The sequence below is a fragment of the Vibrio sp. 03-59-1 genome (assembly GCF_013114135.1).
Lineage (GTDB): Bacteria > Pseudomonadota > Gammaproteobacteria > Enterobacterales > Vibrionaceae > Vibrio > Vibrio cortegadensis.
Genome location: NZ_VTYA01000009.1, coordinates 70,508 through 95,343 on the forward strand (window position 1 = coordinate 70,508; position 24,836 = coordinate 95,343).

General features: G+C 41.0%; 27 protein-coding genes and 1 tRNA gene. 18 read left to right on the forward strand and 10 right to left on the reverse strand.

The window, feature by feature from the left end:
- Window positions 1-335 precede the first annotated feature (335 nt).
- From F0249_RS10920 to F0249_RS10980, 13 genes are all read left to right on the forward strand, one after another.
- Complete coding sequence (locus F0249_RS10920) at window positions 336-965, forward strand: PepSY-associated TM helix domain-containing protein (RefSeq protein ID WP_171756689.1); 630 nt, start codon at window positions 336-338, stop codon at window positions 963-965.
- Between the two features lie 84 nt (window positions 966-1,049).
- Window positions 1,050-1,610, forward strand: a complete 561-nt coding sequence (locus F0249_RS10925; RefSeq protein WP_171756690.1) for a DUF2271 domain-containing protein — start codon at window positions 1,050-1,052, stop codon at window positions 1,608-1,610.
- Between the two features lie 101 nt (window positions 1,611-1,711).
- On the forward strand, window positions 1,712-2,545 hold the full coding sequence (locus F0249_RS10930; RefSeq protein WP_253825309.1) for a DUF4198 domain-containing protein: 834 nt from the start codon (window positions 1,712-1,714) through the stop codon (window positions 2,543-2,545).
- An 81-nt stretch (window positions 2,546-2,626) separates the two neighbouring features.
- A complete protein-coding gene (locus tag F0249_RS10935) occupies window positions 2,627-2,944 on the forward strand; it encodes a hypothetical protein (protein ID WP_171756692.1) in 318 nt (105 codons plus the stop codon).
- Window positions 2,941-3,591, forward strand: a complete 651-nt coding sequence (locus F0249_RS10940) for a hypothetical protein (protein WP_171756693.1) — start codon at window positions 2,941-2,943, stop codon at window positions 3,589-3,591. The genes F0249_RS10935 and F0249_RS10940 overlap by 4 nt, the downstream gene beginning before the upstream one ends.
- Before the next feature lie 8 nt (window positions 3,592-3,599).
- Complete coding sequence (locus F0249_RS10945; protein WP_171756694.1) at window positions 3,600-4,568, forward strand: zinc ABC transporter substrate-binding protein; 969 nt, start codon at window positions 3,600-3,602, stop codon at window positions 4,566-4,568.
- Window positions 4,565-5,359, forward strand: a complete 795-nt coding sequence (locus F0249_RS10950; RefSeq protein WP_171756695.1) for a metal ABC transporter ATP-binding protein — start codon at window positions 4,565-4,567, stop codon at window positions 5,357-5,359. The genes F0249_RS10945 and F0249_RS10950 overlap by 4 nt, the downstream gene beginning before the upstream one ends.
- Window positions 5,359-6,234 carry a metal ABC transporter permease gene (locus F0249_RS10955; protein ID WP_113795655.1) on the forward strand — a complete coding sequence of 292 codons (876 nt, stop codon included), beginning with the start codon at window positions 5,359-5,361 and terminating at the stop codon, window positions 6,232-6,234. The genes F0249_RS10950 and F0249_RS10955 overlap by 1 nt, the downstream gene beginning before the upstream one ends.
- Before the next feature lie 2 nt (window positions 6,235-6,236).
- Window positions 6,237-7,124 (forward strand): ABC transporter substrate-binding protein, encoded by an 888-nt coding sequence (locus tag F0249_RS10960; RefSeq protein WP_171756759.1) that lies wholly within the window; start codon window positions 6,237-6,239, stop codon window positions 7,122-7,124.
- Between the two features lie 253 nt (window positions 7,125-7,377).
- Window positions 7,378-7,454, forward strand: a tRNA-Val gene (locus tag F0249_RS10965).
- A 245-nt stretch (window positions 7,455-7,699) separates the two neighbouring features.
- Entirely contained in the window at window positions 7,700-8,317 is a 618-nt protein-coding gene (locus F0249_RS10970; protein WP_171756696.1) for a bifunctional 2-polyprenyl-6-hydroxyphenol methylase/3-demethylubiquinol 3-O-methyltransferase UbiG, read from the forward strand.
- Window positions 8,317-9,444, forward strand: a complete 1,128-nt coding sequence (locus F0249_RS10975; RefSeq protein ID WP_171756697.1) for an HNH endonuclease — start codon at window positions 8,317-8,319, stop codon at window positions 9,442-9,444. The genes F0249_RS10970 and F0249_RS10975 overlap by 1 nt, the downstream gene beginning before the upstream one ends.
- A gap of 92 nt (window positions 9,445-9,536) precedes the next feature.
- Window positions 9,537-9,797 carry a YdcH family protein gene (locus F0249_RS10980; RefSeq protein ID WP_171756698.1) on the forward strand — a complete coding sequence of 87 codons (261 nt, stop codon included), beginning with the start codon at window positions 9,537-9,539 and terminating at the stop codon, window positions 9,795-9,797.
- A gap of 113 nt (window positions 9,798-9,910) precedes the next feature.
- Here F0249_RS10980 and F0249_RS10985 read toward each other — a convergent pair whose 3' ends face one another.
- From F0249_RS10985 to F0249_RS11015, 7 genes are all read right to left on the reverse strand, one after another.
- Window positions 9,911-10,630, reverse strand: a complete 720-nt coding sequence (locus F0249_RS10985) for an HAD-IIB family hydrolase (protein WP_171756699.1) — start codon at window positions 10,628-10,630, stop codon at window positions 9,911-9,913.
- 128 nt (window positions 10,631-10,758) lie between these two features.
- The gene (locus F0249_RS10990; RefSeq protein WP_171756700.1) at window positions 10,759-11,538 is read right to left on the reverse strand and encodes a heme ABC transporter ATP-binding protein; all 780 of its coding nucleotides are present in this window, start codon (window positions 11,536-11,538) and stop codon (window positions 10,759-10,761) included.
- Entirely contained in the window at window positions 11,538-12,572 is a 1,035-nt protein-coding gene (locus F0249_RS10995) for an iron ABC transporter permease (protein ID WP_136994595.1), read from the reverse strand. Before F0249_RS10995 ends, F0249_RS10990 begins: the two co-directional genes overlap by 1 nt.
- Window positions 12,573-12,581: 9 nt before the next feature.
- Complete coding sequence (locus F0249_RS11000) at window positions 12,582-13,445, reverse strand: hemin ABC transporter substrate-binding protein (RefSeq protein WP_136994597.1); 864 nt, start codon at window positions 13,443-13,445, stop codon at window positions 12,582-12,584.
- Between the two features lies 1 nt (window position 13,446).
- Window positions 13,447-13,860, reverse strand: coding sequence for a biopolymer transporter ExbD (locus F0249_RS11005; RefSeq protein ID WP_017051626.1), 414 nt, complete (start codon window positions 13,858-13,860; stop codon window positions 13,447-13,449).
- Window positions 13,857-14,537 (reverse strand): MotA/TolQ/ExbB proton channel family protein, encoded by a 681-nt coding sequence (locus F0249_RS11010; protein WP_171756701.1) that lies wholly within the window; start codon window positions 14,535-14,537, stop codon window positions 13,857-13,859. The genes F0249_RS11005 and F0249_RS11010 overlap by 4 nt, the downstream gene beginning before the upstream one ends.
- Before the next feature lie 13 nt (window positions 14,538-14,550).
- Window positions 14,551-15,300: a TonB family protein gene (locus tag F0249_RS11015; protein ID WP_171756702.1), complete on the reverse strand. Its 750-nt coding sequence runs from the start codon at window positions 15,298-15,300 to the stop codon at window positions 14,551-14,553.
- Between the two features lie 159 nt (window positions 15,301-15,459).
- On the opposite strand from F0249_RS11015, the gene hutW reads away from it, so the two are divergent.
- From hutW to hutZ, 3 genes are read left to right on the forward strand one after another with little or no spacing between them, the layout of a single operon-like run.
- Window positions 15,460-16,818, forward strand: a complete 1,359-nt coding sequence (gene hutW, locus F0249_RS11020) for a heme anaerobic degradation radical SAM methyltransferase ChuW/HutW (protein WP_171756703.1) — start codon at window positions 15,460-15,462, stop codon at window positions 16,816-16,818.
- Window positions 16,819-16,839: 21 nt separating this feature from the next.
- The gene (hutX, locus tag F0249_RS11025; protein WP_136994607.1) at window positions 16,840-17,331 is read left to right on the forward strand and encodes a heme utilization cystosolic carrier protein HutX; all 492 of its coding nucleotides are present in this window, start codon (window positions 16,840-16,842) and stop codon (window positions 17,329-17,331) included.
- 26 nt (window positions 17,332-17,357) lie between these two features.
- A complete protein-coding gene (gene hutZ / locus F0249_RS11030; protein WP_017051621.1) occupies window positions 17,358-17,885 on the forward strand; it encodes a heme utilization protein HutZ in 528 nt (175 codons plus the stop codon).
- A gap of 239 nt (window positions 17,886-18,124) precedes the next feature.
- Here the strand turns inward: hutZ and F0249_RS11035 are convergent, their stop codons facing one another.
- Window positions 18,125-20,317, reverse strand: coding sequence for a TonB-dependent hemoglobin/transferrin/lactoferrin family receptor (locus F0249_RS11035; RefSeq protein ID WP_171756704.1), 2,193 nt, complete (start codon window positions 20,315-20,317; stop codon window positions 18,125-18,127).
- Between the two features lie 486 nt (window positions 20,318-20,803).
- Between F0249_RS11035 and F0249_RS11040 the strand changes: the two genes are divergently transcribed.
- On the forward strand, window positions 20,804-22,588 hold the full coding sequence (locus F0249_RS11040; RefSeq protein WP_171756705.1) for a GGDEF domain-containing phosphodiesterase: 1,785 nt from the start codon (window positions 20,804-20,806) through the stop codon (window positions 22,586-22,588).
- A 69-nt stretch (window positions 22,589-22,657) separates the two neighbouring features.
- On the opposite strand, the gene F0249_RS11045 is transcribed toward F0249_RS11040, so the two are convergent.
- Window positions 22,658-22,819 (reverse strand): hypothetical protein, encoded by a 162-nt coding sequence (locus F0249_RS11045; protein WP_170961618.1) that lies wholly within the window; start codon window positions 22,817-22,819, stop codon window positions 22,658-22,660.
- Between F0249_RS11045 and F0249_RS11050 the strand changes: the two genes are divergently transcribed.
- Window positions 22,818-23,579: a RecX family transcriptional regulator gene (locus F0249_RS11050; RefSeq protein WP_171756706.1), complete on the forward strand. Its 762-nt coding sequence runs from the start codon at window positions 22,818-22,820 to the stop codon at window positions 23,577-23,579. The genes F0249_RS11045 and F0249_RS11050 overlap by 2 nt on opposite strands.
- Before the next feature lie 190 nt (window positions 23,580-23,769).
- On the opposite strand, the gene F0249_RS11055 is transcribed toward F0249_RS11050, so the two are convergent.
- Window positions 23,770-24,714: a DUF3187 family protein gene (locus F0249_RS11055; protein WP_113795611.1), complete on the reverse strand. Its 945-nt coding sequence runs from the start codon at window positions 24,712-24,714 to the stop codon at window positions 23,770-23,772.
- Window positions 24,715-24,836 lie beyond the last annotated feature (122 nt).

Consider the following 24,836-nt stretch of genomic DNA (forward strand, 5'->3'; position numbering starts at 1 on the left):
CTAAGTTCTATTTAGCTTATTTCTGTCTGGCTTAGTTCTATTAAACTTAGTTCTATCAAACTTAGTTCTTCCTCACGTCGCTCTTTATGACATCCAGATTTAAAGGATCTTGAGCACCATCGAATAATCCCATAGATCCAATAACAATCCGCATAGACCCTATAAAAATCCCCATAATCTCTGATTATGGGGATTTTTTATTTTGTCTTACTAGAGGCAATCTCATTAGGTAGGTCACACTAGTGTAAGTGAACGTAAATAATGTAAATTGAATGCCAATGAAAACCATTATCAATTACATTGCATTCCATCATATTTATATCAGTTAACTATTCATGTTGTTAAAAAGAAAAGGCGTTCAAATCTGGGCCCGTCGATTACATATCTATATTTCAATGGCCTTATTGTTGATTGTACTGTTTTTTTCAGTAACCGGAATCACGCTGAATCGACCAGAATGGTTTGAAAGTAGTCAGCCAAATATCAAGCAGCAGACGGCGATCATCCCCAATGAAATACTAAAAGCCTCACATGATGGTTATGAGCCAAATGAAGATGAGTTAATCGACTTTTTAACATCAAATTTGGGGTTACATGGTTCGCCATCAAACTTAGATGTGTTTACGAGTGTTGAAGCAGGGGAGCTAATCGAAGGAGAAGCGTCTCTCGATTTTAAAGGACCTGGGTACAACGCTAGCGTTTACATTGATCTGTTGACGGGTGAGGCGGAAATAGAGTCAACAAATTATGGCGTTGTCGCCCTGCTCAATGACCTACATAAAGGCCGTAATAGCGGAGAAGTTTGGAAGTGGTTTATCGACATTACTGCACTGCTGATGATCTTCTTTGTATTAACTGGGGTTTGTCTGCTGCTGCCAAAGAAGAAGACATTGAACACCTCACTTAAATGGACTGCATTTGGATCGATTATCACGTTAAGCATCTTCTATCTTGCCGTCCCTTAATCTGATTGCTGTTCTCGCTATTCATTGATGTTTAGCGTCGCAGGCAATGTAGTAAAAACCATTAATCCAACGATTGAGAAACTCATGAAACATAACAGGCGAACACTCGCATGGGCAAAACCAGTACTTGTTATTGCGGCATTAATTTTACCCATATTCACTCATGCAGCATCAGGCGATGGAGTGACAGAACAACTGCTTCATGAAAGCGCAAAAGTGGATATCCGTTTACAAATTCCGACCATTAAGACCACGACATATGCTCGACCATACGTTGCAGTTTGGATTGAAAATGATCAAAGAAAATCAGTAAAAACGGTTCAACTTTGGGTCGGTAAAGACGAATGGCTGAAAGACTTACGCAGTTGGTGGAGAAAGGTAGGGCGTTACGATAAAGCGCTTGTTGATGCAGTGACATCGGCGACTCGTCCTGCTGGTGATTATCGATTTGTATGGGACGGTACTAACGACGCCGGACAGAAGGTCGCGCAAGGTAATTACACCTTCCACATTGAAGTCGTGCGCGAGCATGGTGGGCGGAACTATCTACGTCAGAAATTAGAACTGGGGAATAGCGCGAATTCATACCAAATCCAGCCAACAGAAGAGACTGGGTTAATCGACATTCATTATCGGCCTCAGTAGGAACCTATAACTAAGAAACCTATAAATAAGAAGCCTGGAAATAAAAACAAAAACCAACAGTCATTAATTTAAATAAACCTCAATTTATGGATTTAATCAGAATGAAAAATACGAAACTGAAAGTTGCCCTACTTGCCAGTGTGATGGCGGTTGGTATGGCCGCCGCAACGACAGCTAACGCGCACCCACGTTGGGTTTTACCGTCACACTTTACCGTGTCAAAAGAGGGAGGCGACTGGCTAACGTTTGACGTGACCGCGTCTCATGGTACTTTTGTGTTTGATAAACCTGCGGGCAGCGAGTCGGCACAAGTCATCATGCCAGACGGTAGAAAAGAGCGCCCTAACTTTGTCATTAGAGGAAAACGCCGTTCAATTTTCGATTTCTATTTTGAAGAGCAAGGCACGCATAAAGTTCAGATCAATAACACCCCAAATTATTACACTCAGTATAAAGCTGGTCGTCGTGACACGGTTAAGTGGCTTAAAGCAAGCAAAGCAGAACGTGATCAATTGCTGCCAGAAAAAGCCCGTGATGTGAGTACGCAGCTTAGCTTTACTCGTGCAGAAAGTTACATCACCGTAGGAAAGCCAAGTTCTTCTGTATTTGAAATTGAAGGCAAGCTACTTGAAATGAAACCCATTACTCATCCCGCTGACATCGTGGCTGGTGAAGACGTTGAATTTCAATTTTTCTATAACGGACAACCTCAAGCTGGCGTCGTCGCTGAGATCACTCGCGAAGGAACACTTTACCGCAATCATCAAGAACAGATTGACGTGATCAGTGATGAACAAGGGCGCATTACGTTTAACCCTAATGTTGCAGGTCGATACGTAATGAAAGCGAATTACAAAGGCGAGTTGATTGATAATGTGATGGCTGAAAAAGCGAGTACCAATGTCCATTTAACCTTTGAAGCTCTATTGCCGTAAGTCTAACCCTCTCTATTTACAAATAAAGGATTAGTGGTCATGCATTAATCCTTGTTTAGTTCTCACCACCAAAAGATCTTTATGAAAAAGAATAGCTATCTGATTGGCGCATTCATTGCGTTATGTTTCTCATCTTCTGCTTTTGCGCACTTTCCATTAATGAGTTGCTGGTTAGAAGCAGATTACGTGCTTTGTGAAGCGGGCTATAGCGATGGAAGTAAGGCTGTAGATTATAACGTTGATATGTTCGACTACGACGACAACTTAATTGCTAAAGCGACCACCGATAAACGCTCAATTGCACAATTTAGTCACCCACAAACCGATTTCTACTTAGTGTTTGATTCAGGCCATGAAAACCCAGTAGAGGTTGATGTTGTTGAGATTTCACACAAATGATAGTGCAAACCGTCAAATCGAATACTGGCAGCAGTGAAGGTCGTTGGGTCGGAGGCATCATTGCCGTCATTTTGCTTGTTGCAACGATCGCAATTCCATTTCATCAACAATCCAGTAAACAGCATGGCTTAGAGTCACATCAAATCTCGGTGAAGGACTTACATCAAGATGATCTTGCGATGATTGCTGAATTACGCCTTGCGTTTGAAGAGATCAAAGATTTACGGCTTGATGCTGTATCGATTAACAGCGAGCAGCTAAGTAATCGTGAACAGCCGCTAAATAGTAGTGAACAACAGCAAGGTAACCGTGAACTATCAAACGCCTCTAGCAGCAAAGTGCTCGCATTTTCGCCATCGGTCAGAGAATTAGAAGAAAACTGGATTGCACCATTTGTGCACGATAAAAGCTGGGTAAGGAAAGGTGAACACCATTGGTCGAATCTAGGCAATGGATTCTATTTCGGGCGAAGAGTAGCAAGTGATGGCGCTGCCAATGTTGTTCTCAATACTCAACTTTCAAGCCCTGATATATGGTTAGCCAATGAAACATCTTTACTTGATGTTGATGGCTCGATCACCTTACAAAATTTACGTGATAAACGCTGGAAACAAGTTGCGTTTACCGTATCCACAGAAACACATTAAGAGTGCTAATGATGAACCAATCACTTTACCGTCGCGTCCTGATATTGATAGCAGGGCTGTGTTCAGTCATTAATGCAAATGCTGCCACTGAAACTGATACACAAAATTTGTCTATATCTGAAAAACAAGCTATATCTCAAAAACTAACCATCGGTATCACACTTCAGCCTTATTACAGCTATGTAAAAGCCGTCGTGGGTGACAGAGCAACGATTCTTCCTTTGGTTGATGCAGGGTTCAATCCTCATAATTATTTGCCACAACCTAATGACTTGCGCCGACTCGCGCAGATGGATGTCATCGTAATTAATGGTATCGGACATGATGATTTTGCTCTTAAAGTCATCGATGCCGCAAATCGAGCTGATCTTGTGGTGTTGAAAGCAAACCAAGACGTGCCGTTACTGCCTGCGATGGGACAATCTGTCGGTAAAGGTGCGGTAAACCCACATACTTTTGTAGGCCTGTCGACCACCATTCAGAAGGTGTACACCATCGCCAGTGAGCTATCGAAAATCGATCCTGAGAACGCAAGCTTCTATCGTAAAAATGCACGTAAATACGCAAAGATGTTCCGCTTGATGAAGCGCGAAGCAATGTTATCACTTGGAGAGCTTGATACGGCTGGAATGAAAGTGGCCACAACACACAATGCATACGGCTATATCCTACAGGAATTTGGTGTGGATGTTGAAGCAGTGATTGAGCCTGCTCACGGCGTAGAACCGAGTGCTAGCCAGCTACAAGATACGATCGAAAAGATCAAAGCATCCGATATTGATGTGCTTTTCTATGAATTGAATATGCCAAATCGTTTTGTCGATACCATTGAGCAGGCGACTGGGGTTCAACTCTATCGTTTTTCTCATATGACCCATGGGCCGTATGAAGACGACAAAGTCGAAGTCGAAATGAAAAAGAACTTACAAACATTAATTGAAGCGATGAAGTTTACGGCTGCGAGAGATAAATCATGATGCAGGATCTCAATGCTAAAAAATACCCATCTCAAGGGCCAAAGATTGAACTCAAACAGGTTGGATTGAGTTATGACGATAATGTGATCTTAGAGAAGATTAATTTGTCTCTTGATGCCGGAAAGAGTCATGTAATCATGGGCCCGAATGGCGGAGGTAAGACATCTCTATTACGTTCGATTTTGGGTTTTACTCCTTTTAAAGGACACATTGATATCCAGTGGCCAGAGCAAATTGGCAAGATAGGTTACGTACCTCAAAAAGCGATGTTTGAATCAAGTCTGCCATTAACGGTGATGGATTTCATTCTGCTTAATCAAACTCGTTCGCCACTGTTTTGGAAGCGTAACCGAATGCATACCGCACATGCACTAGAGCAGTTAGATCGCGTTGGAATGGCGGGTCGAGCAGATCGCCGAATGGGGCAGCTTTCCGGAGGAGAACAGCAGCGCGTTTTGTTCGCCCAAGCGTTGCTCGATGATCCGCAATTATTAGTTTTAGATGAACCAACCACAGGGATGGACGAGCAGGGGGTTCGCTACCTAGAGTCTTTGATTCATGAATATGTGGCGGATGGGAAAACCGTGCTTGCAGTACATCATGATGTCTCAGCAGTAAGACGTTTAGAAGCGCAAGTTCATGTGGTGAATCGATACTTGGTCGATAGTGGAAGTTATCAAGAGGTACTGCAACCTGAAAAGATTGAGCGATTGTTTAATCATTACAGCGCCCCTGAAATAGCAATACCTTCAGATGATTCAAAAACGACGAACCAAAAAGAGGTGGCGTAATGGAGTGGTTACGACAACTTGCACAAATGGCTGTTGAAAATGGTTGGCTCAGTAACAGTTTTTCGTATGCATTCATGGTTAATGCAGTGGTTGCTGCATTCTTGTTAGGGCCATTATTAGGTGGTTTGGGCACGTTGGTGATTGCAAAGCGTTTAGCCTTTTTCTCTGAAGCGGTGGGCCATGCGGCTTTAACGGGTATTGCGCTTGGAGTATTGCTTGGAGAGCCCGCCGAAAATCCTATTATAGGTCTGTTTAGTTTTTGTATGATTTTTGCCTTGTTACTTCACTTTGTCCGTAATCGTACCAACGTGCCATATGACACATTAGTCGGCGTCTTTCTTGCCTTAGCTCTGGCTGTGGGTGCCGCTTTATTAATGTATGTCGCAAGGAAGATTAATATACATATGTTAGAGAACGTGCTGTTTGGCTCGATTCTAACCGTGACGGATCAAGACATTATTGTCCTTGCGATTTGCTGCTTGGTTATCACTCTACTGCTCATCCCAACCTTTAACCGTATCTTGCTGACCTGTATTAGCCCAGATATTGCAAGAGTGCGTGGTTATAACACGAATTTTTATGACTACTTGTTCGTGATAATGATTACGCTAGTGACGATCGCATCAGTAAAAATTGTTGGAGCGGTATTAGTTGGCGCTCTGCTGCTTATTCCAGGGGCAACGGCTCGTTTACTTACAAAAAGAATGGGGAGCTTTGTTCTATTGTCCGGAGGTTTAGCAACAATCGCTTGCGTTGTCGGTACTGTATTACCAATGGAACTTGAATTGCCTGTCCCTTCTGGAGCATCGATTATTATCGTCTCGGCAAGCTTCTTTTTAAGTGCAACTGTCTACCGAATAGCGAAAAAGGCGTAATGATGAAACGTAAAATGATTGGGGCAATCACCACGAGTTTGGCTCTGATGAGTGCTTTACTAAGCCCAAACCTCCTTGCTGCCGATATTCTCACAGCAACTCCCGTTACTTATATGCTTGCAACAGAGTTAACTAAAGATACCAGCATAACCACCACATACTTGCCACCTAAGCGTTATGGGATAGAGAGGCTACCCAATTGGTTCGCTGGGAAAGGGCAAGATCAAGTACTAAAGCAGGCGAAACCCGCCAGTGTCGCCATCACTCTTAGTGCTATTTGGCGACAAGAACCATTGTTTAAATTGGCTCGTCAAGGGAACATCCGTCTCGTTGAAATCGATGCATCGCAAGCCATCTCACCAAGGTCTCAAGGCGTAGCCGCGTTAACCTTGCCCGATGGAGAGGTATCTAAATATTCGTGGTTAAACCCAACTAACTTAAATCGAATGTCCGCAATCGTAAGTGATGACCTCAAACGATTATGGCCAGAAAAAGCGAACCAAATAGAGAAGAATCATCAACAATTTATGTTATCGGTGAGGCATCTTATTAATGCCCAACAAAAGACATTAATTGATTCGGAGATCGATTCAGTTCTTCTACTTTCATCGTCACTCGAAGATTTTGCTTCAGGCAATCAACTGTTTGTCGTCGATCGTTTAACGAAAGCCGAGTTGGAATGGACCAAAGCTGAGGAGCAAATAATAGAGCGCAGCATCAAAGAGGATCCGAACTTATGGATATTAACCTCTTCCAAACCATCAAAAAAACTGCGGAAGTTGGTTCCAGATAACCGTATTTTGCAGATTGATACTGTTGATCGTTGGGGGCGTGCCGGAATTAGCGTCGAAAATCCATTGGGTCGATGGATGATACCAACCACACATTAATAACAGGCACTTCATTGTTTGTGAGTGTGTCATTATGGTTGTCTAACGTCTAAATAAACGAGAGGTCGCTCTTTTTCAAAGTATTGACTGAATATTTATGAGAGTTAAATCACATTTGATATTGCTCTAACACGATGATTTGAATGATAAATGGTCAAGTTGGTGATGATTTCAGCAAACAATCACAAACTGTGAATTTATGCTTGCACGGATAGGGAACAGTCGCTATTATCTATCTCGTTCCCAAGGGAAAGCCCGCTTAGCTCAGTTGGTTAGAGTACTTGCATGACATGCAAGGTGTCACTGGTTCGAGTCCAGTAGCGGGCACCAAATTCAACGAAATAGCCCACCTAGTGTGGGCTTTTTTGTGCCTGTAATTTCTTGTTTTATTAGATGCTTAGCTAACTGTTGTGGTTTGCTTTACGGATCAATTTAGTCTCAAACATTGTTTATTTCCAATCAGCTGGTCGAAATTGCGCGATACTCATCACAATTACTAATGCTTTTCTAATACTTAATCGTCATATGCAACCAACCGATATATTATCAAGTCTAATTGATATATGGGTTGGTTTATGTCGATAAATACTTCTTTTTACAACAAAAACGCTGTTCAGCTAGCCACAAAATATGACTCTTTAGCATTTGAAAATGTTCACGGTTCGTGGTCTATGTATTGGCCTTGTAGAGATGCAAAGGTTCTTGATATCGGTGCAGGCTCAGGGCGTGATGCTAGATGGTTTGCAAAGCAAGGTTGCTCGGTTATAGCCGTTGAACCAGCAAGTGAATTTCGTCAATTAGGAACCTCAAACTCCTCCTCTCAAATTCAGTGGTTAGATGATTCATTACCTGCTTTAGCCAACACAAGAAACGTATGTCAGCAATATAATTTGATTTTGGTTTCAGCAGTATGGATGCACTTAAATTCAATGGAACGTGAAGAGTCGCTTGTCGTACTGTCTGAACTTCTTTCTGATAATGGAAAACTGATTATCACATTGCGCCATGGTGGTTTTGATGATGGACGCAATGCTTACAACGTTTCTGTCGAACAGCTAGAGAAATTAAGTATAGTTTCAAGACTGGCTGTATGTCATGTAGCTAAAGGCGCAGATTCTTTGAATAGAACGAATGTTTCTTGGCAAACCGTGGTGTTAGAACACGCAAGCGCTAATAATGATAAGGGCAGTTGATGGCATTAGAATACTATTTAGAGCGCTTTCAAAACCTGAAAATGAACAGTGCTGGCGGCAAAAAAAGTCCTCATAAAGTGTGTATGCTGCTTGCTGTTATGGACTTGATTCAAGCAGGGCACATAGCAACCAACAAGATCTGTTTGAATCAAATTCTTAAAGATCTGTTCACTCATCATTTTGATAATCTAGCCCAGAGTAAAGATAAAAACACACCCGAAAATCCTTTCTTTCATTTAAGAAGTGAAGGCTTTTGGTATCTTTCTTACCATGACGGTTACGATCAAGCCTCAACCAGTCGCTATTCAGCAAAAGCCGTCTCTTATGCGTATATTGACGATGAACTGTTTAGCTATATGAAAAGTTATATTGTTTCTAATGAGCTAAAAGAGGGACTTGTCTCGAATCTATCGGATTTAGCGACGCTATATCATCAGTGGTTGATTGATATTGGAAAGTCTGAAAAAACAGCGAGTAATTATCTTGGAGCGATAAGAGGTTCGATATCTAATTGGTTGATGGAGGAGGGTGAATTAGAAGTGCCACTCACTGATGTCAATTCATATCGTAAATTTGTCAGTTATGAAGAGAAGGCAAGAAAACTGGAACAGTTTCAAATTCGTGATTCTAGAGGGAAGGGGATGTATAGCGCCGCTTTATCCCACTATCACAAGTTTTTAGCTGATTTATCCCAAGTTGACGTTAATGCAGATATCAAGCAGGTTATGACTGATAAGACTCTGTCTGAAACCGAAAAGACCATCTTGGTTAATACAAGGGTCGGGCAAGGACATTTCAGGTCCAAACTGATTCAAATGTGGGGTGGTTGTGCCGTTACTGGCTATCGTAATACTCAGCTATTATTGGCATCACACATTAAACCTTGGCGAGACTCTAACAATGAGGAACGTTTAGACAGGTTCAACGGTTTATTGCTTCTAGCCAACCTAGATAAAGCCTTTGATCTTGGTTTCATCTCCTTTGATGATCACGGAAAGGTTCTCATCTCAAGCTACTTGGAATCGCCAGATGTGATTGGTTTAAAAGAGGATATGTCGTTCAATATCATGCCAGATCACAAGCCATACCTTAGATATCATCGAGGGGAGCTATTTAAAGGGCTTTAATTAGTTGATTCAATACTTTGTGCTGACTGGCACATAAATCTCGGTCATTAACCTCTATAATTGTGAATAATTAATCAGAAGAGGGAATGCCGATGCTCAATGAAAATCATGCCTTTATTTTAGATTTTCCAGATCTTAAATTAGACATTGTTCAGCTCAATCATGATGACCCTACATTTAAAGCCGACCTACAAAAATACCACCTGTTAGACTACAACATCCGTGAACTTGAAGTTTCCGGTAGCCCAATTGATGACGAAAATATGCATACGCTTAAGCTTCAGAGAATGGAGCTGAAAGATTTACTGTATCAGCAACTAACAAAACATCATCAAGAGGCAAAGCAAGGCTAACATCGTTTCAGGTTAACTCTATATCAATGAATTTTAAGCCTTTTTAAAGATATTCGATAGCTTTTGTAGTCACTAATGCCCAGTAGTCATTTACTGGGCATTAATCGTTAATGCTAAGATAAATTTTGCCAATATCTCAGCCCTTCCAGAACGCCTTGAGCATGAGTTGCTTGGCTTGTGTATACATTTTCCCTACTGCTAAGGTGAGCCACTTCTTGGTAGTGGTTAGCGACTAAAATAGCATTAATGCCGTCAATTGTGAGCATAGACGTATCATTGGCAGAGTCACCTGCAACACACACTTCTTCAGGCGTTAAGTTGTTCTTTTCTAAAAGGTAATGAATGGCTGCGGCTTTTGTAATGCCTTTTGGCGTAATATCCAGAAACCATCCATGAGAGTAGGTAAGACTAACGTGAATAGCGTTGTCTTTTAATGCGCTCTCAAGTTCAGCGAATTGCTGAACATTAATCTCCCCTTCTATGGTGATTTTGTAGGGACTTTGATGTTGCTCACTGCATTGACCTAAAAAATCGAAGTTTTGAATGATGGCTTCAACTTTTGGCTTGTTCCATGTTGATTGGAGCTTATCCTGCCAGGCTAAATCGACATCAAAATTGTGATGAATTTGAGTCCCGATATCACTGATGATGCAATAGGGAGGGAGATAGTTATCACCAGCTAGTCCCTCTTTTATAGAAGGTAACGTTCTACCAGTGGCGATGACAAAATGCAGATCAGGCTGCTCGCTTAGGTAATTAGAAAGCTGAGTCACACCCATTGATGGTCCTCCGTCAAGAGTCCCATCAAAATCACATATCAACATCTTAATCATCGGCTGAATACCTCTCTAGAAAACCATAGAAGCGAAAAAATCGCACTGTAATTATCTAGATTGGATCAACTCAGTTTTAGAAACAAGCACTTGTGTAGTGAATTACTTCATAATTTGACGCAACCTATCTAAATAGCATAAACCGTTGGAAAATCGAGAGTAGGATGTGATTGAACAAATGTCTGGTGACCATAAACGTGTTCAATCATGGTGGGTGTGATCGCCTCCCAAGGTGTTCCGTCAGCTTGAAGCTTACCATTTTTTAACACCACGACTCGATCTGAATATTGCGCTGCTAGATTTAAGTCATGCATCACTATGATGACCGCAGCCCCCTCATTTGCTAACTGGCGTGCTAAGCGAAGGGTATTATGTTGGTGGGCAAGATCCAATGCAGAGGTCGGTTCATCAAGCATGATGATCTTACGTGAACGTTGGCTGACTTGCGTTAGCACTCTCGCAAGATGAACTCGCTGTTTTTCACCACCAGAAAGCGAAGGGTAGAGCCTCTGCGCCAAATGACCAATACCCGTTTTTTCCATCATGTTTGAAGTTATGGCTTGCAGTTCTTTGTTCGGCAACTCTAAAGGTAAGCCGCCAAGTTCGACAACTTCCTGCGCATTAAAAGCGAAAGATAAAGTGCTATGTTGCGGAAGGACACCTAACTGCTTTGCAAGATGTTGGCTATTCCAGCGCTGTTTATGCTGATCAAAATAGTGAATATTGCTATTACTTTCGATCTCGCCACACAGAATTTTTAAGAGTGTGCTTTTTCCTGCACCATTGGGTCCAAGTATGGTCGTTACTTGCCCACATTGAAGTTCAATATCCACATTATCCAAAATCAATTGGTTGTTTATTTGATAGGAAATATTGGAGGCGGAAATCGCGGTTGAATGGGAGTTCATTAAATTTTTCCCCTTTGTGTGAACAGTAAATACAAAAAGAAAGGGGCACCGATGATGGCGGTAACAATCCCTACTGGAAGCTCCGCCGGGCTGACCGCAACTCTTGCAAACATGTCAGCACCAGTAAGTAATAACCCACCGAGTAAGGCCGATAAAGGAAGTAATGTTTTATGGTTTGGACCAGCAAGCATTCGGCCAAGGTGGGGGATAATGAGTCCGATAAATCCGATCATTCCAGATAAACTGACAGTGATCCCAACGCCAACAGCGCTCAGTACGATCATCCGCTTTTTAAGTGACTGAACATTAACACCCAGGTGCTTGGCTTCCGCTTCCCCCAGAAGAAGAGCATTGAGGCCAGATGCATTTCTGATGAATATCGTTAGCAATATCAGAAGGCCAACAGAGGCGAAGATTAAATCAGTCCATTTTGCACCGGCAAGCGATCCCATTGACCACAAAGAGAGGTCGCGTAGCATTTGATCGTCGGCGATAAAGTTTAAATAACCGATACCCGCACCAGAAAGCGCACTGATAGCCACGCCAGCCAATAGCATTACGGTTATCGACGTTCCGAACTTACTGGTACCTAGACGATAGACTATCAATGTCGTTATTGCGCCACCAAGAAAAGCAAAGACTGGCACGGCTGCAAAATCCATCAGCATTGGATATTCTTGAGCTACGGATGAAAACAGCACGATCGCAAGTGCCGCCCCTAATGCCGCTCCGGCAGAAACGCCAATAATTCCCGGCTCCGCTAGTGGGTTACGAAATAGCCCCTGCATGACAACCCCTGATATCGCTAATATTGCTCCGACCAACATGCATAGCAAGGTTCTTGGCAAACGAACTTGGTGAATGATGAGATCAACATGGGCAGGAGTGCCCGATAGCCATGGATTAAGACTGCTGAAACTATCGAACAATGTAATTGCCATTGGGCCCGTTGCGATAGAACTTAAAGCAATGAACAGAAGCAGAGCCCCGTTTATCCACAACAGTTTTGAATATGAGATGTACTTTAACAACATAGTGATAGCTTATTGATATAGAAGGGTGTTTAGACGTTCTGCTTCGTCGAGAGTTGCAAGACCTAAGCCGCCGACCAAAGCTGAACCTTTAATTCCGATGACTTGTTTGTATTGACCTGCTGGAGTCGATGATAAGGTTGGAATTGACTTGATAATATTGTCGATACCTTCAAGCTTTTTGATGCTGCGGTTACTCACTAAAATTACATCTGGTTGCATTAAGAGCATGGCTTCCATTGACACAGGTTTGAACGATGAGATTGAATCGCTTGCTGGGTTTATGCCGCCAGCTAAGCGTATAAGCTCATCCATGGTGGTTTCTTTACCAGCAACATAAGGCGCTCTGCCTTCATGAAGTAATAAATAGATAACTTTTTTCTGTTTGCTATCCTGTGGAATATTGCTATTTAGCTTCGCTACTTTTTGATTAACCGTTGCTTTGATGCTGGCGGCTTTTTGGGTCTGGTTGGTTATTTTTGCAATCTCATCAATGCGATCTAATAAGCCTTGAATGGTAGGCTTGGTGTTCACCACATTGACATTGATGGATGACTGCGCCAATAAATCGAGTGTCGATTGAGGCCCCATTTCATCCGAGCCAATAATGCGCGTCGGCTTTAATGCTAAAAGTCCCTCTGGAGACAGCTGTCGATGATAGCCAATTTTCGGCATGTTTTCGGTTTGAGGCATTTTACTTGTGACATCCACGGCAACCAGCGACTCTTGAGCGTCTAGGGCAAAAATCAGTTCAGTTACAGCGCTGCCTGCACTAATAATTCGCTCCTTCGCAAATGCGGCTGAGGGAGCAGATATGAATGTGAGAGCCAAAACTAAAGAGGCAAGGTTACGGGATGTTTTGAGGTTGTTGAGCATTCTATTTTTCGTCCATTAGAATTTGGGTCGCTTTAATATTATTGTCTTGTAAGAAAGCGAGTAATTTAACCATATGCTGAATTTCAGCGGCTTTGTCTGATGCGATGACGACTTGAAACTTCGGCTTGGTTTTTACTTGTTCAAGCAGTTCCGAAGTGAAGCTTTGCCATGTCAGAAAGGATTTGCCATTCAATCCCCAGTAGGGATCTTCTTGTAATATGTTGATGGTGATGGATTGACTATCAACCTCAGAAACGGACTCGGTATCTGCCGACGGTAGGTTAACTTCCAGAGATTGAAGTTTGACTGTCGCGGTTAGAAGTAGAAAAACCATTACAATGAAAATGATGTCTAAAAGGGGCGTTAAATCGGGCTGCTGTGATTCTGACGCCTCGATGTGAGGACGCTTAATCATGTACTCGCCCTCGAGGGAACCGTCAGGTTGGTTTCATTGGTTAATGGAGTCACGAACACGCCATCAATCCACAAGTTGGTATAATTGAGCGAGTGTTCTAACCGCGCTAAGATTCGATCGGCCCACAGTCCCAATAATTGGGCACTAGAAATAGCGGGTAACGCGATGATCAGACCAATCGCGGTAGTTCGCATGGCAAGTCCTAATCCGTCAGCGAGAATATTTGGTGTGATAGAGCCTGTGGTTGCGGCAACACTTTTGAACATATCAATGAGGCCAAGAACGGTGCCTAAAAGGCCGAATAGTGGGCTGATCATGCCGATTAAGCCAAGGATCTTCAGCCCAGAACGTAACTTATAACGTTTCTCTTGCAGCCATAAGCCAGCCACATCTTCACGTAGAGCCTTGTTGATATGACGGTGCGATAAAAGCATCGCGTTTCCCTTCGCAGATAAAGCGCGACGTTTTTTAAGTGAATCAACCAGTGAATCAATGCCTGATTCATTCGTGGGATCGAGTTGAGATAATGATTTACGGATGGAATTGTGTGAGCAGCCAGAATAAATCAACAACTGAATCGTACGCTCAAGTAAGAGTGCGAGGGTGATGACTGAACAGCACAATAGAGGCAAGGCGACAATGCCGAGCTGCGAATACAAATGTGAAAAGTTGAACATGTTGTTTCCAATACTACTTATTTAAAGAAAATCGAACAGGGATCTGCACTCTGTGTGCAATAGCTTGTCCATCAATAACTTGGGGAGAAAATTGCCAGCCACGGATCGCCTTAAGTGCAGCTTCATCTAGAATTGGGGTCCCTGAAGAGGTCACCAATTGTTGTTTGACCTGTTTTCCGTGCTCGTTAAGCCAAATCTCATATAAAGCCGTTCCTTGAATCCCTTTACGCTGTGCAATACGAGGGTAACGAGGTGCTTTTGGTCGCTTCAGAAAGCTAGGTTTGGTGATTAGCTGCGGCTTTTCTGTTGCTCCAGATTTAGAGACGACTGGTTTTGCTTCAGCTTGCGGTTCAGTGACTTTTTTCTCAGTCTTGACTGTTTTTGGGTTTGGTTCAGCAGTCTGTTTTTTTGAAACTACCTTCTCAGTTTTAACGACCTTCTGTTCAACGACAGGCTTTTTTGTCGTGGTCTTTTTGGGTGGTAGAGGTTTCTTAGTCTTAACAGATTTGCTTTTATTCAGTTTAGGTTTAGTTGCTTCCGTTTTCACCGATTCAGCTTTAACTGTTTCAGGTGTCTTGGATTGTGGGCTCGGAGTAGATGCAGGGGCGACAGGTCTACTTGGGGATACGAGCTTGATATTAACTTGCGAAGACTGGCTTCCAACAGGCATGGCAAAAGCTTGTTTCTCTGGAGTAGCCCAAATCACAGCGGTATGAATGACAAGTGATATGCTTGCGGCTGTAAGATAACGAAAGTTAAGCACGAAGAGCTCCGTTTAAAATAAATCAATGCTATTGGGATTATTATAAACAGAATAAGAATGAGATCAATTATCAATTGCATTATCATTAAAAAATAATTTATGATAACTACAATGACGAAGCTCTTAGCAGTAAAGAGCGAGACAATTAGATAGAACCTCATGAACAAACAAATAGATTTAAGCCAATTACCTACGAGTATATTAGGAAAAAGTACGCCTGAACCACTGCTTTTTTCCTTTGATCGAAAATCCTCAGCGCATGCAGGTAGTGGTGCTATCCCCATTAAACCAAATGAGTTTAAACCACGATTTTCAAGCGCATTATCTGAAACGGTAAACATCAGTAAAAATCGATGTTTATATGTCCATATTCCATTTTGTCGTGTGCGTTGCACATATTGCAATTTTTTCCAACATGCCTCGAGCAAGCAACTGGTTGAAGATTACTTTGAAGCGCTAATGATTGAGCTTGAATGGAAAGCAAAACAACCTTGGACTCAAGCGGCGCCATTTCATGCTGTATACATTGGTGGTGGTACGCCTACGGACTTAACTGCGACTCAAATTGAAAGACTAGGGAAGAGGATTCAACAGCTTTTCCCCTTAACAACGGATTGCGAAATGACATTAGAAGGGCGAATTAACCGCTTCGACGATGAAATGTTCGATAAATCTCTTGAAGGAGGCTTCAATCGTTTCTCATTTGGTGTGCAGAGTTTTAATTCCAAAGTAAGGCGAGCAGCCAAGCGACTGGATGATAAAGAGTACGTATTAAATAGAATTCAAGAATTGAGCCATTCAGATCAAGCGCCAATTGTTGTCGATTTGCTCTATGGACTACCTTTCCAAACCAATGAAATATGGCAACAAGATTTGGAGGATTTTCTTGAAACCGGGGCTCATGGGGTCGATCTTTATCAGTTAATCGAGATGGGCGGAACGCCGATGAAAGGGTTGATTGAAAAAGGAAAACTTCCGGAACCTGCGTCAACAGAAGAGAAAGCTTACATGTATAAATATGGTGTTGATTTTATGAATGAACATCATCTAAATCGTTTGAGTGTGAATCACTGGGCTCGAGATAACAGAGAGCGCAGCATTTACAACAGTTTGGCCAAAACAACAGCGGAAGTATTGCCTGTCGGATGCGGTGCAGGTGGCAATGTTGGTGGTGTTGGAATAATGCAACACAGAACACTCGATGGCTATATTGATTCGATCAAAGCGGGAGAGATGCCAATCGCAATGATGACTCAATCAGCAGCTTCATCTGATCTCTATTCGATGATCAAAGCTGGATTTGACCGTGGTGTGTTGTCTAGGCGATTACTGCTTCAACATGCACCACAAGACCTATTTAGTTATCTCATGCCACTTTTTTTACATTGGCAGAAAAATGGCTTGGTAAAAGTAAGTAACGATTATTTAAGCTTGACCTTAGCCGGTGAGTTTTGGGCAGTAACGCTGGCGCAAGGCGTTATTTCAGCATTAGCGAACGTCAATGTTCGTGCCGCATAAATTGATTTAAGAGTATTAACCGTGAATAAAGACGTACTAGAGTTATTGAAACAAGAACCTTCTTTGCTACCAAGTGATATTGCGAAGCAGTTAGATATTTCAGAAGCCGAAGTTGTTAAGTCATTGCCTGAAGAGATGGTGACAATGATTGAAGGTGGCGAGGCACAAAACATTTTGGAAGGTTTAGTAGGTTTTGGCGATGTTACGACGATCATTCATTCCTTCGGCTCAATTTTTGAAGTAAAAGCACCGTTTCCAAAAGGAAAAGTGGCACACGGCTACTACAATTTGATGGGTAGAAATGGGGAGCTTCACGGCCATTTAAAGTTGGATTTAGTTTCAGGTATCGCTCTAGTCAGTAAGCCGTTTAGAGGAACTGAGAGCCATTATTTTGGTTTCTTTAATGAGGGTGGAGATTCGATATTTAAAATTTATCTAGGTCGCGATAAAAAACGTCAACTTCTTCCAGAACAGGTCAGCGCATTTACATTACTTAAACAAAAATACAAATAATAAAAAGTCAGCTTAAAGGAAATAGAATGAACTCAGCAGTTAAACAAGAACGTTTACAAAATCGTCTTGAACCCGAAATTCAGGAGTTCAGAGACTCACGTAAGACGTTACAACTCGCAACGGTTGATTGCGAAAACAAGCCCAATGTAAGTTATGCGCCGTTTGTACTATTGGATGATGGTTACTATATTTTGATATCAGAAGTGGCAAGGCACGCGAGAAATTTACAACAAAACCCAGATGTATCCTTGATGCTTGTCGAAGATGAAGAATCATCTAAGCAACTGTTTGCGAGAAAAAGATTAACCTTTGATGCAACGGCAATTTTGATTTCTCGTGACGAAGAGAAATGGCAAGAAGCGGTGATAAAGATGAAAGCGCGCTTTGGCGATATTATTGACGGTTTAAGCTCTCTAGAGGATTTCAAAATGTTCCGCTTGAAACCTATTCAAGGCTTGTTTGTGAAAGGTTTTGGCCAAGCATTCCAAGTGAGTGGTGATGATTTAGTTGATTTTGTGCATTTAGAGCAAGGGCATAAAAAGCATAAAGCTTAACAAATTAAACAATAGAAATATAAAAATAAACCCAAAGTAAAACCTGGGTTTATTTTATTTGATTTAGGGTAGGCTGGTTACATATAAATAAAAGTGAAAACTCGTATATATAGTAATATTATCGTTTTACAATCGTATTGTTGAACGCATTATTAGAATTGTTTAACCCAATATAGATACAAAAATGGCGACCTAAAAAGGACGCCATTTAGCTGTTAGACAATAAGATTTACGTTAGACTAGAATTTGTAATCAAGTTCTATACCCCAGTTTCGGCCAGCTTGAGCTTTGCGATCTAGGCCATTATCATCTGCTTCAGCACCGATCATATCGTTATATAACCAATACTGTTTATCGAAAGCGTTAAATAAACCACCACGAATGGTTAGGTCATTCATTGGGCGGTAATATGCTGTTAAGTCCACAAGAGTATAACCTGCAACATTAATATTTTCGTAGCCGCTATTTGCCCACTTGTCTTTGCTTGCAACCATGTTGATATTTAGCAAGGTACCAAACGTATGGTTTTCAGAGTCATAACCCAATCCAAGGTTCGATGTTAATGGTGCAACACTGTCGATTGAGTCACCTGAATCTTTGTCTCGCCCTTCTGCATACGCGATGCTTAGTTTTGAGTAGGTTCCTTTTGGAGCATCAAAGGCTTCATCGAGTAAGAAAGTAGAGCTGAGTTCAACACCGTAAATTTCTACTGAACCGATATTCTCTTTTGTGTAATGCTCTTTACCATCGTTCGGACCACCATCCACTTTGCCTAGATATTTTTGATTGATAAAGTCTGAGTAATCATTGTAGAACGCCATTAATTCTATTTGAGCAGCAGTTGATTGTGCTCGGATACCGGCTTCATAAGAGATGCTGCTTTCTGCTTTAAGATCTGGGTTAGCATCGATAACGGCACCGCTGTCATAGAAATAGTACATATCTTGCAGCGTTGGAGCTTTAAACCCTTGGCTTATTTGAGCTAATGCACTGAAACTATTATTGAAATGGTAAACCGAACCTAATTTTGCTGTGAATGCATCGTTCTTACTGTCTGGGTACTCAGTGCTAAAGCCATCATTCGTTTTAGGCTCAGCCTTAAATGAGTCATATCGAATCCCTGCTGTTAATACCAGTTGTTCGTTTAACAAAAACGCTTGGTCTTGTAGGAATATTCCGTATTGAGTCATCGTTGCATCGGGCATATCGGTATGACCTGGAGCGACAGTTCCTAAATCATATTTGTAGTCGGTATTTTCCGTGGAGAATTTATTTTCTTTATAGCTAATGCCGTAGGTTAATTGATGGAAACTGTCACCAACATCGGCCAATTTATCAAATTGTGCATCAAATTGAATTGAATCATCACTGGCAATACGTTCACGCATACGACGGCCTGATGTATAAGGTGAGCTACCGTAAGAGGTGTCGTAATTTTCAGATAAGGACTCGGTTTGCTGAACATTCAGTTTCGATTCAAGGGTATCAAAATATGAATTATTCGCAGTCCACTTATGTTGAACACCCACTCTGAGTCTTGTGGTTGTATCTTTGTTGTAATTATCTTTATAGCTAAAACCAGGCATGATGGTATAGCCTTCATATGACAATTCATCTTCATCATATTGCGAAGTGTAATACTCAACGATCGCACCAATTCGATGTGATTCATTTAGATTGTAAAATGCTTTCGCTAATAAATTACCCACTTCAGCATCGGCAGGGTTTGATGCACCTCGAGTAGGGCCGTCGATGTCGGCACCATTACTGTGAGTTTCACTCTCATTGCCCGTTTTATATGTGAGCATGAGCAGTGTTTCTAAATCGGCTTCACGCATCGCCCAAGTACCAGTGGTTTTAGAACTGGAATCGATACTGTTGTAGCTAGTCTTAGCTTCAAACGCATTCTCGTCGCTGTCGGTTCTTAAGATGTCGTCAGGGTTTTTCGTCTGCATCAATACCGTACCACCTAACGCATCTGAACCGTAAAGAGTTGAGGATGGACCTTTATTCACCTCAATCACTTTCAAAGTATCGATCTCGATACTGCTAGGGTATTTACGCTGCTCGTTAGCGCCTGGGTTATAGGGAGTAGGCTGCTGAACACCATCAACCAACACTTTGATTCGGCTATCGCTCATTCCTCGAATAGTAAAACCAGATAGCCCAAATCGACCACCACCGTTCGCGGTCACGCCTGGAGTGTACTTTAATGCATCCTGAATGCTGTTCGACATGGTATTGTCAATATCATTACTGGATACAGTCGAAATTGAACTGGAGACATCTTTTAGATTTTGTTCAGTTCTCGTCGCTGAAACAACAACCTCATCAAACATTGTGGCTTGGGAGTTTGATGTATCTTGAGCGTAAATGCTGGGTGATACAGCCGCAAAAATAGAAGCGGCTAAAAGGGTTTTCTTGGCAGACATATGTTTTCCTTTATCGTGTCTTTTTTCATCCAGCAAGATGATACATAATGCGAATGATAATTGCTATCATTGTTATTTGTAATAATTGTAAAGATTGTGATAATTGAATTGATCCCTGAATATTTGCTGCATCACAATTAATAACGCTGTGCATCCAGTGGCATTTGGTGGGGTTGTTTTCTGCGATTAGGGTACTAGCAGTGAGTATTACGTACAGCCATTTATAAATTAGCTTTGAATTTTATGATTTGAGTCAAAGATGCGTTTAGTTCTATTGTCTGCTTTTGATACAAAGTAGTTTCGAATTGTTTTTTCTGTAAAATTATGGGCCTTAGCGTTTCAGTGTATTTCTCTGTAAAATTTAGAATGAATGTCATATTCATATTTTGAGTAATTTAACTATTGCTAATGTAAGAGCTGTGAAACTCATAAGCTTAGTTTGATTATCTACATCCATTTGGTTGTATGTGGTCATATTTAGAATCAGTGCAATTAGTTGCTCAAGGTGTAGGATTTATAGTTGTGAATGCGATTAGAGAAATGAATCAGACTACTTGTTATAAACAGATAATCTCAAACTCTCGTTTATCTGAAGTATTGAGGTATGATAGTGAACTCTTTTTTTCTATATTACACAACAGTTCTAATGCTATTTTAATAACCAATAATCAAGTCGAAATTGTTTATGTAAATAAGCAATTTGAAACCATAAGCGGTTATAAACTGTGTGAAATAATTGGGAAAAATCCACGTTTTTTGAAATCAAAATTTACCCCCGAAGAGACTCATTACAGCCTCAAAAAAGCATTAGTTGATCGACAGGTATGGGAAGGTGAGTTCATTAATATTCACAAGAGTGGCACTGAATATTTTGAACATGCGGTAATTAGTCCTATTAAAAGTACTGATCAACATCTATTGGGATTTTTTGCAGAAAAAAGAGACATCACTGAATTAAAATCGGAACAGGCACGAAACCATAAAATAGGGTATCTAGATTCATTAACAAACTTATCAAACCGTCGATATTTTATTAAGGCAGTCGAGCGATTGTTTACGATCCCAAAAGAAGATAGGCCTGATTTTTCAATACTGTTTATTGATCTCAATCGTTTTAAAGAAATAAATGATGGCTATGGGCATGAAGTTGGTGATCAAATATTAATTGAAGCGGCTAAACGATTTAATCAACAATGTAATTTGAACGATATCTTAGCCAGAGTGGGTGGCGATGAGTTTGTCTGTCTTCATATTCACACAGATTCATTTAGTGCAAAAACATTGGCTCGACACTTAACTGCTTCACTTGTACCTGATTTTAAAGTGGCGGGTAGCGAATTAAATATTAGCGCTAGTATTGGTTTTTCATCTTGGCCTAATGATGGTAATTCGATGAAAGAACTGCTCATCGCCGCTGACTTTGCTATGTATGAGTCAAAGAATTCTAATAGAAATATTTTTCAATTTAATCAGAAGCTCAAGAACAAATTAGAGCGTGAATATTTATTAGCGAAGAAGATAACTAAAGCAGATTTCTTTCTTGTTTATCAACCGAAAGTTAACTTAAAAACAATGCAAGTAGCGGGTGCTGAGGCTTTGCTTCGTTGGGATGATCCTGACTTAGGCACAATTTCACCTTATGAGTTTATTCCCATTGCTGAAAGTCGAGGAATGATTCGGAAAATAGGTTTTTGGGTGCTAAGGGAAACATGCACTCAATTAAATCGTTGGAAAAATGAAGGTTTTGATTTTCCTGGGCGTGTTTCGATTAATTTATCTATACATCAAGTTGAGCATGAAGAGTGCTACCAAGATATTATGGATATCATAAATGAAACGAACGCGCCTATCAGGAAAATAGAGTTTGAGGTGACAGAGTCTGCAATGATGCAGCACCCAGACAAAGTAAAAAAGGTGATAAATAAGCTGAGCCACGAAGGTTTTAAGTTCTCTATCGACGACTTTGGTACAGGGTTCTCATCATTATCCTATTTAACCACTTTAGATGCTCATATTCTTAAGATAGATAAGTCATTCATTGATGGGATGAACCAAAATAGAAATAGCAGGACTGTCGTAAAGTCTATCATTAACCTTTCTCATAGCCTGGATATTAAAGTCTTGGCAGAGGGGGTGGAATCAAGAGATCAATTGAAAACTTTATTACTACTTGGATGTGACATGATACAAGGGTATTACTTTTCTCAACCAGTATTGCCTGTGCAACTACAGCAAGTGGTATCTTCGATTAATCACCAAATACCTGATTAATAGCTAGGGAATTCGATAACCTTCGATAGATGCAATAACGTGTCGTTAACCTCTGACCTAAATTCGCCATTAGATCGATGACTGTAACGGTTTTGGTACTTGCTGACCGCTTGAACTCATATATGATGGAGATAACAAGAGTTTACCTGTAGCGACACGGAAACGGTATTTATAAGCGATGAGCAATGAACAAAACAGAGTAAGAAAAGCGACGCGGGTTGAAAGTGTCATGAACTCCGCCATGTGGCACTTGGCTCAAAGAGATATGACTGAGAGTGAGCTGTTAGCAAAATTACGAGTTAAGACAGACAGCCAAGCTTGGATTGATGAGACTTTAGAAAAACTTCGTGGGTTCGGATATTTAAAATCTGATAATGATTTTGCTATTCAATTTATTGAACGCTCATTCTTCAGCGAATATGGATCTGGCTACATTACAGAGAAGCTTAAGAAAAAGGGCATTAAGAGTGATGTCATTTCTGAAGCAATTGAAAGAGTCAAAGAAGATAAACAGATAGACGAACAAGACATTGTGACAGAGCGAATCAATAACTATTACTCTGAATTCAATATGAGTAGAGAAAAGCTAACAGCGACGCTCCAAAAAAGAGGTTTTAGTTACGCGCAAGTAAAAGAGGCTATCGCTCAACATCCTCAATCTTCACAGCTGCAATCAAATTTAGAAATCAAGGCAGCCAAAGCTGATCTAGAAAAAGAAGTGCTGAAATACGTTCGCAAAGGCAAGGGATTGACGGTCATCCGCCAAGAACTGCGTCAGAGAAAGATTGACATTACTGATCTCGATGCGCTGATTGAAAAATTGGTCTCAACTGAAGAGGTGGATTTTTTCTCATCATGCCTAGAGCAGTTAGAAAAGAAAAACTACGATGTAGCTAACCATAAAGAACGAAGCAAGGCCTATGCGATGTTGACCCGTAAAGGTTTTTCATCTGAAGAAATTAACTATGCATTGAGTGAAATAGGCCAATAATACTCGTGATTAAGTTTAAATGTTTGGAAATCCGAGCTTCTAAAACTAAAGCATCATGAACCTAAGCATTATGTATCTATGCTTTACGTATCTAAGCGTTATGTACCTAAGCAAGAATGCCAATGAAAGATTTGCGGTTAGTTTTTTGGGACTAGCCGCAGCCGTATGGTTATATGTACTAACGATAAATCTAAATGATAAAACGTAAACCAATAGTAAACGCAATATCGGTACTGTTATCCATATTACGTGCGTTTTCGCTCATAGAAAAATCCAATGCGACCCTCTCCAAACTATAACGATACCCCAAAACTACTTCATTTGAAGGCTCTGAAAAGTCATCGTTGCTTTCAGCCCAACCACTATAGTTGTGTGATTCAATGATGACGCTATGCTTATTATTGAACGCGTAGTTGTAACCCACAGCCCACATTCCAGCTTGCTTAGTTAGTAGTTCATTCGGTATGTCTGATGAACTTCGATTAACCACGCCAAGCATAGAGTGGAAAGTATGTTTTTCATTTCTGAAGCTGTAGTTGATCTGAACACCTTGCTCAAAGCTGTCACGCTTGAACGGCCCTGAGTTCACAAAGTTATAGTAGATGGAGAACCCAGCGGATAGAGAGTGATTTGTATCAGAGTAGAAACGGTACTCATTATATGACGTTAATGCATTAGTTAGGGTTTCCCCTTCAAAATCATTGATTTCAATTCCTAACTCAGGAATTGAGATATGAAATTGATCTTGAGGAACTTCATCTCGTCCATTCTGACCAATTCCAAAGAAATCATGGAAGTTGTGAGTTAATTCATCCAAACCATTATCACGCGCAACAATCCTTTTAAACCCAACCTCTGATTTCCAGCGGCTATTCACTTGCCAAAGAATGGCAATATCTGCTTGGTTTTGATAGAAATCTAGAAAATAGTCACTAGTCTCTGCCCAAACGCTAGCTTGATTGTATGATGATTTTACTTCAAATGAACCGGGAGCGAGAGCATTGGAATCACGAAGTTGCAGAGACAATACATTTGAGTGTATTGGCGATTGTGCATACGAGTATATTGGTTGGCTCGCGAATGCATGAGAACTGCAAATGATTGGTAGAATGAATAGTAACTGACGGTTTTTCATTGGCTTATGAATGAGTAAATAATAACCATATTATGGGCTAAAAATAGACAATAATACACTGTTTTTTATTTTGTAACGGATTAGGCTTACAAAAAAAAAGCCTACCGATGAATAGTAGGCTT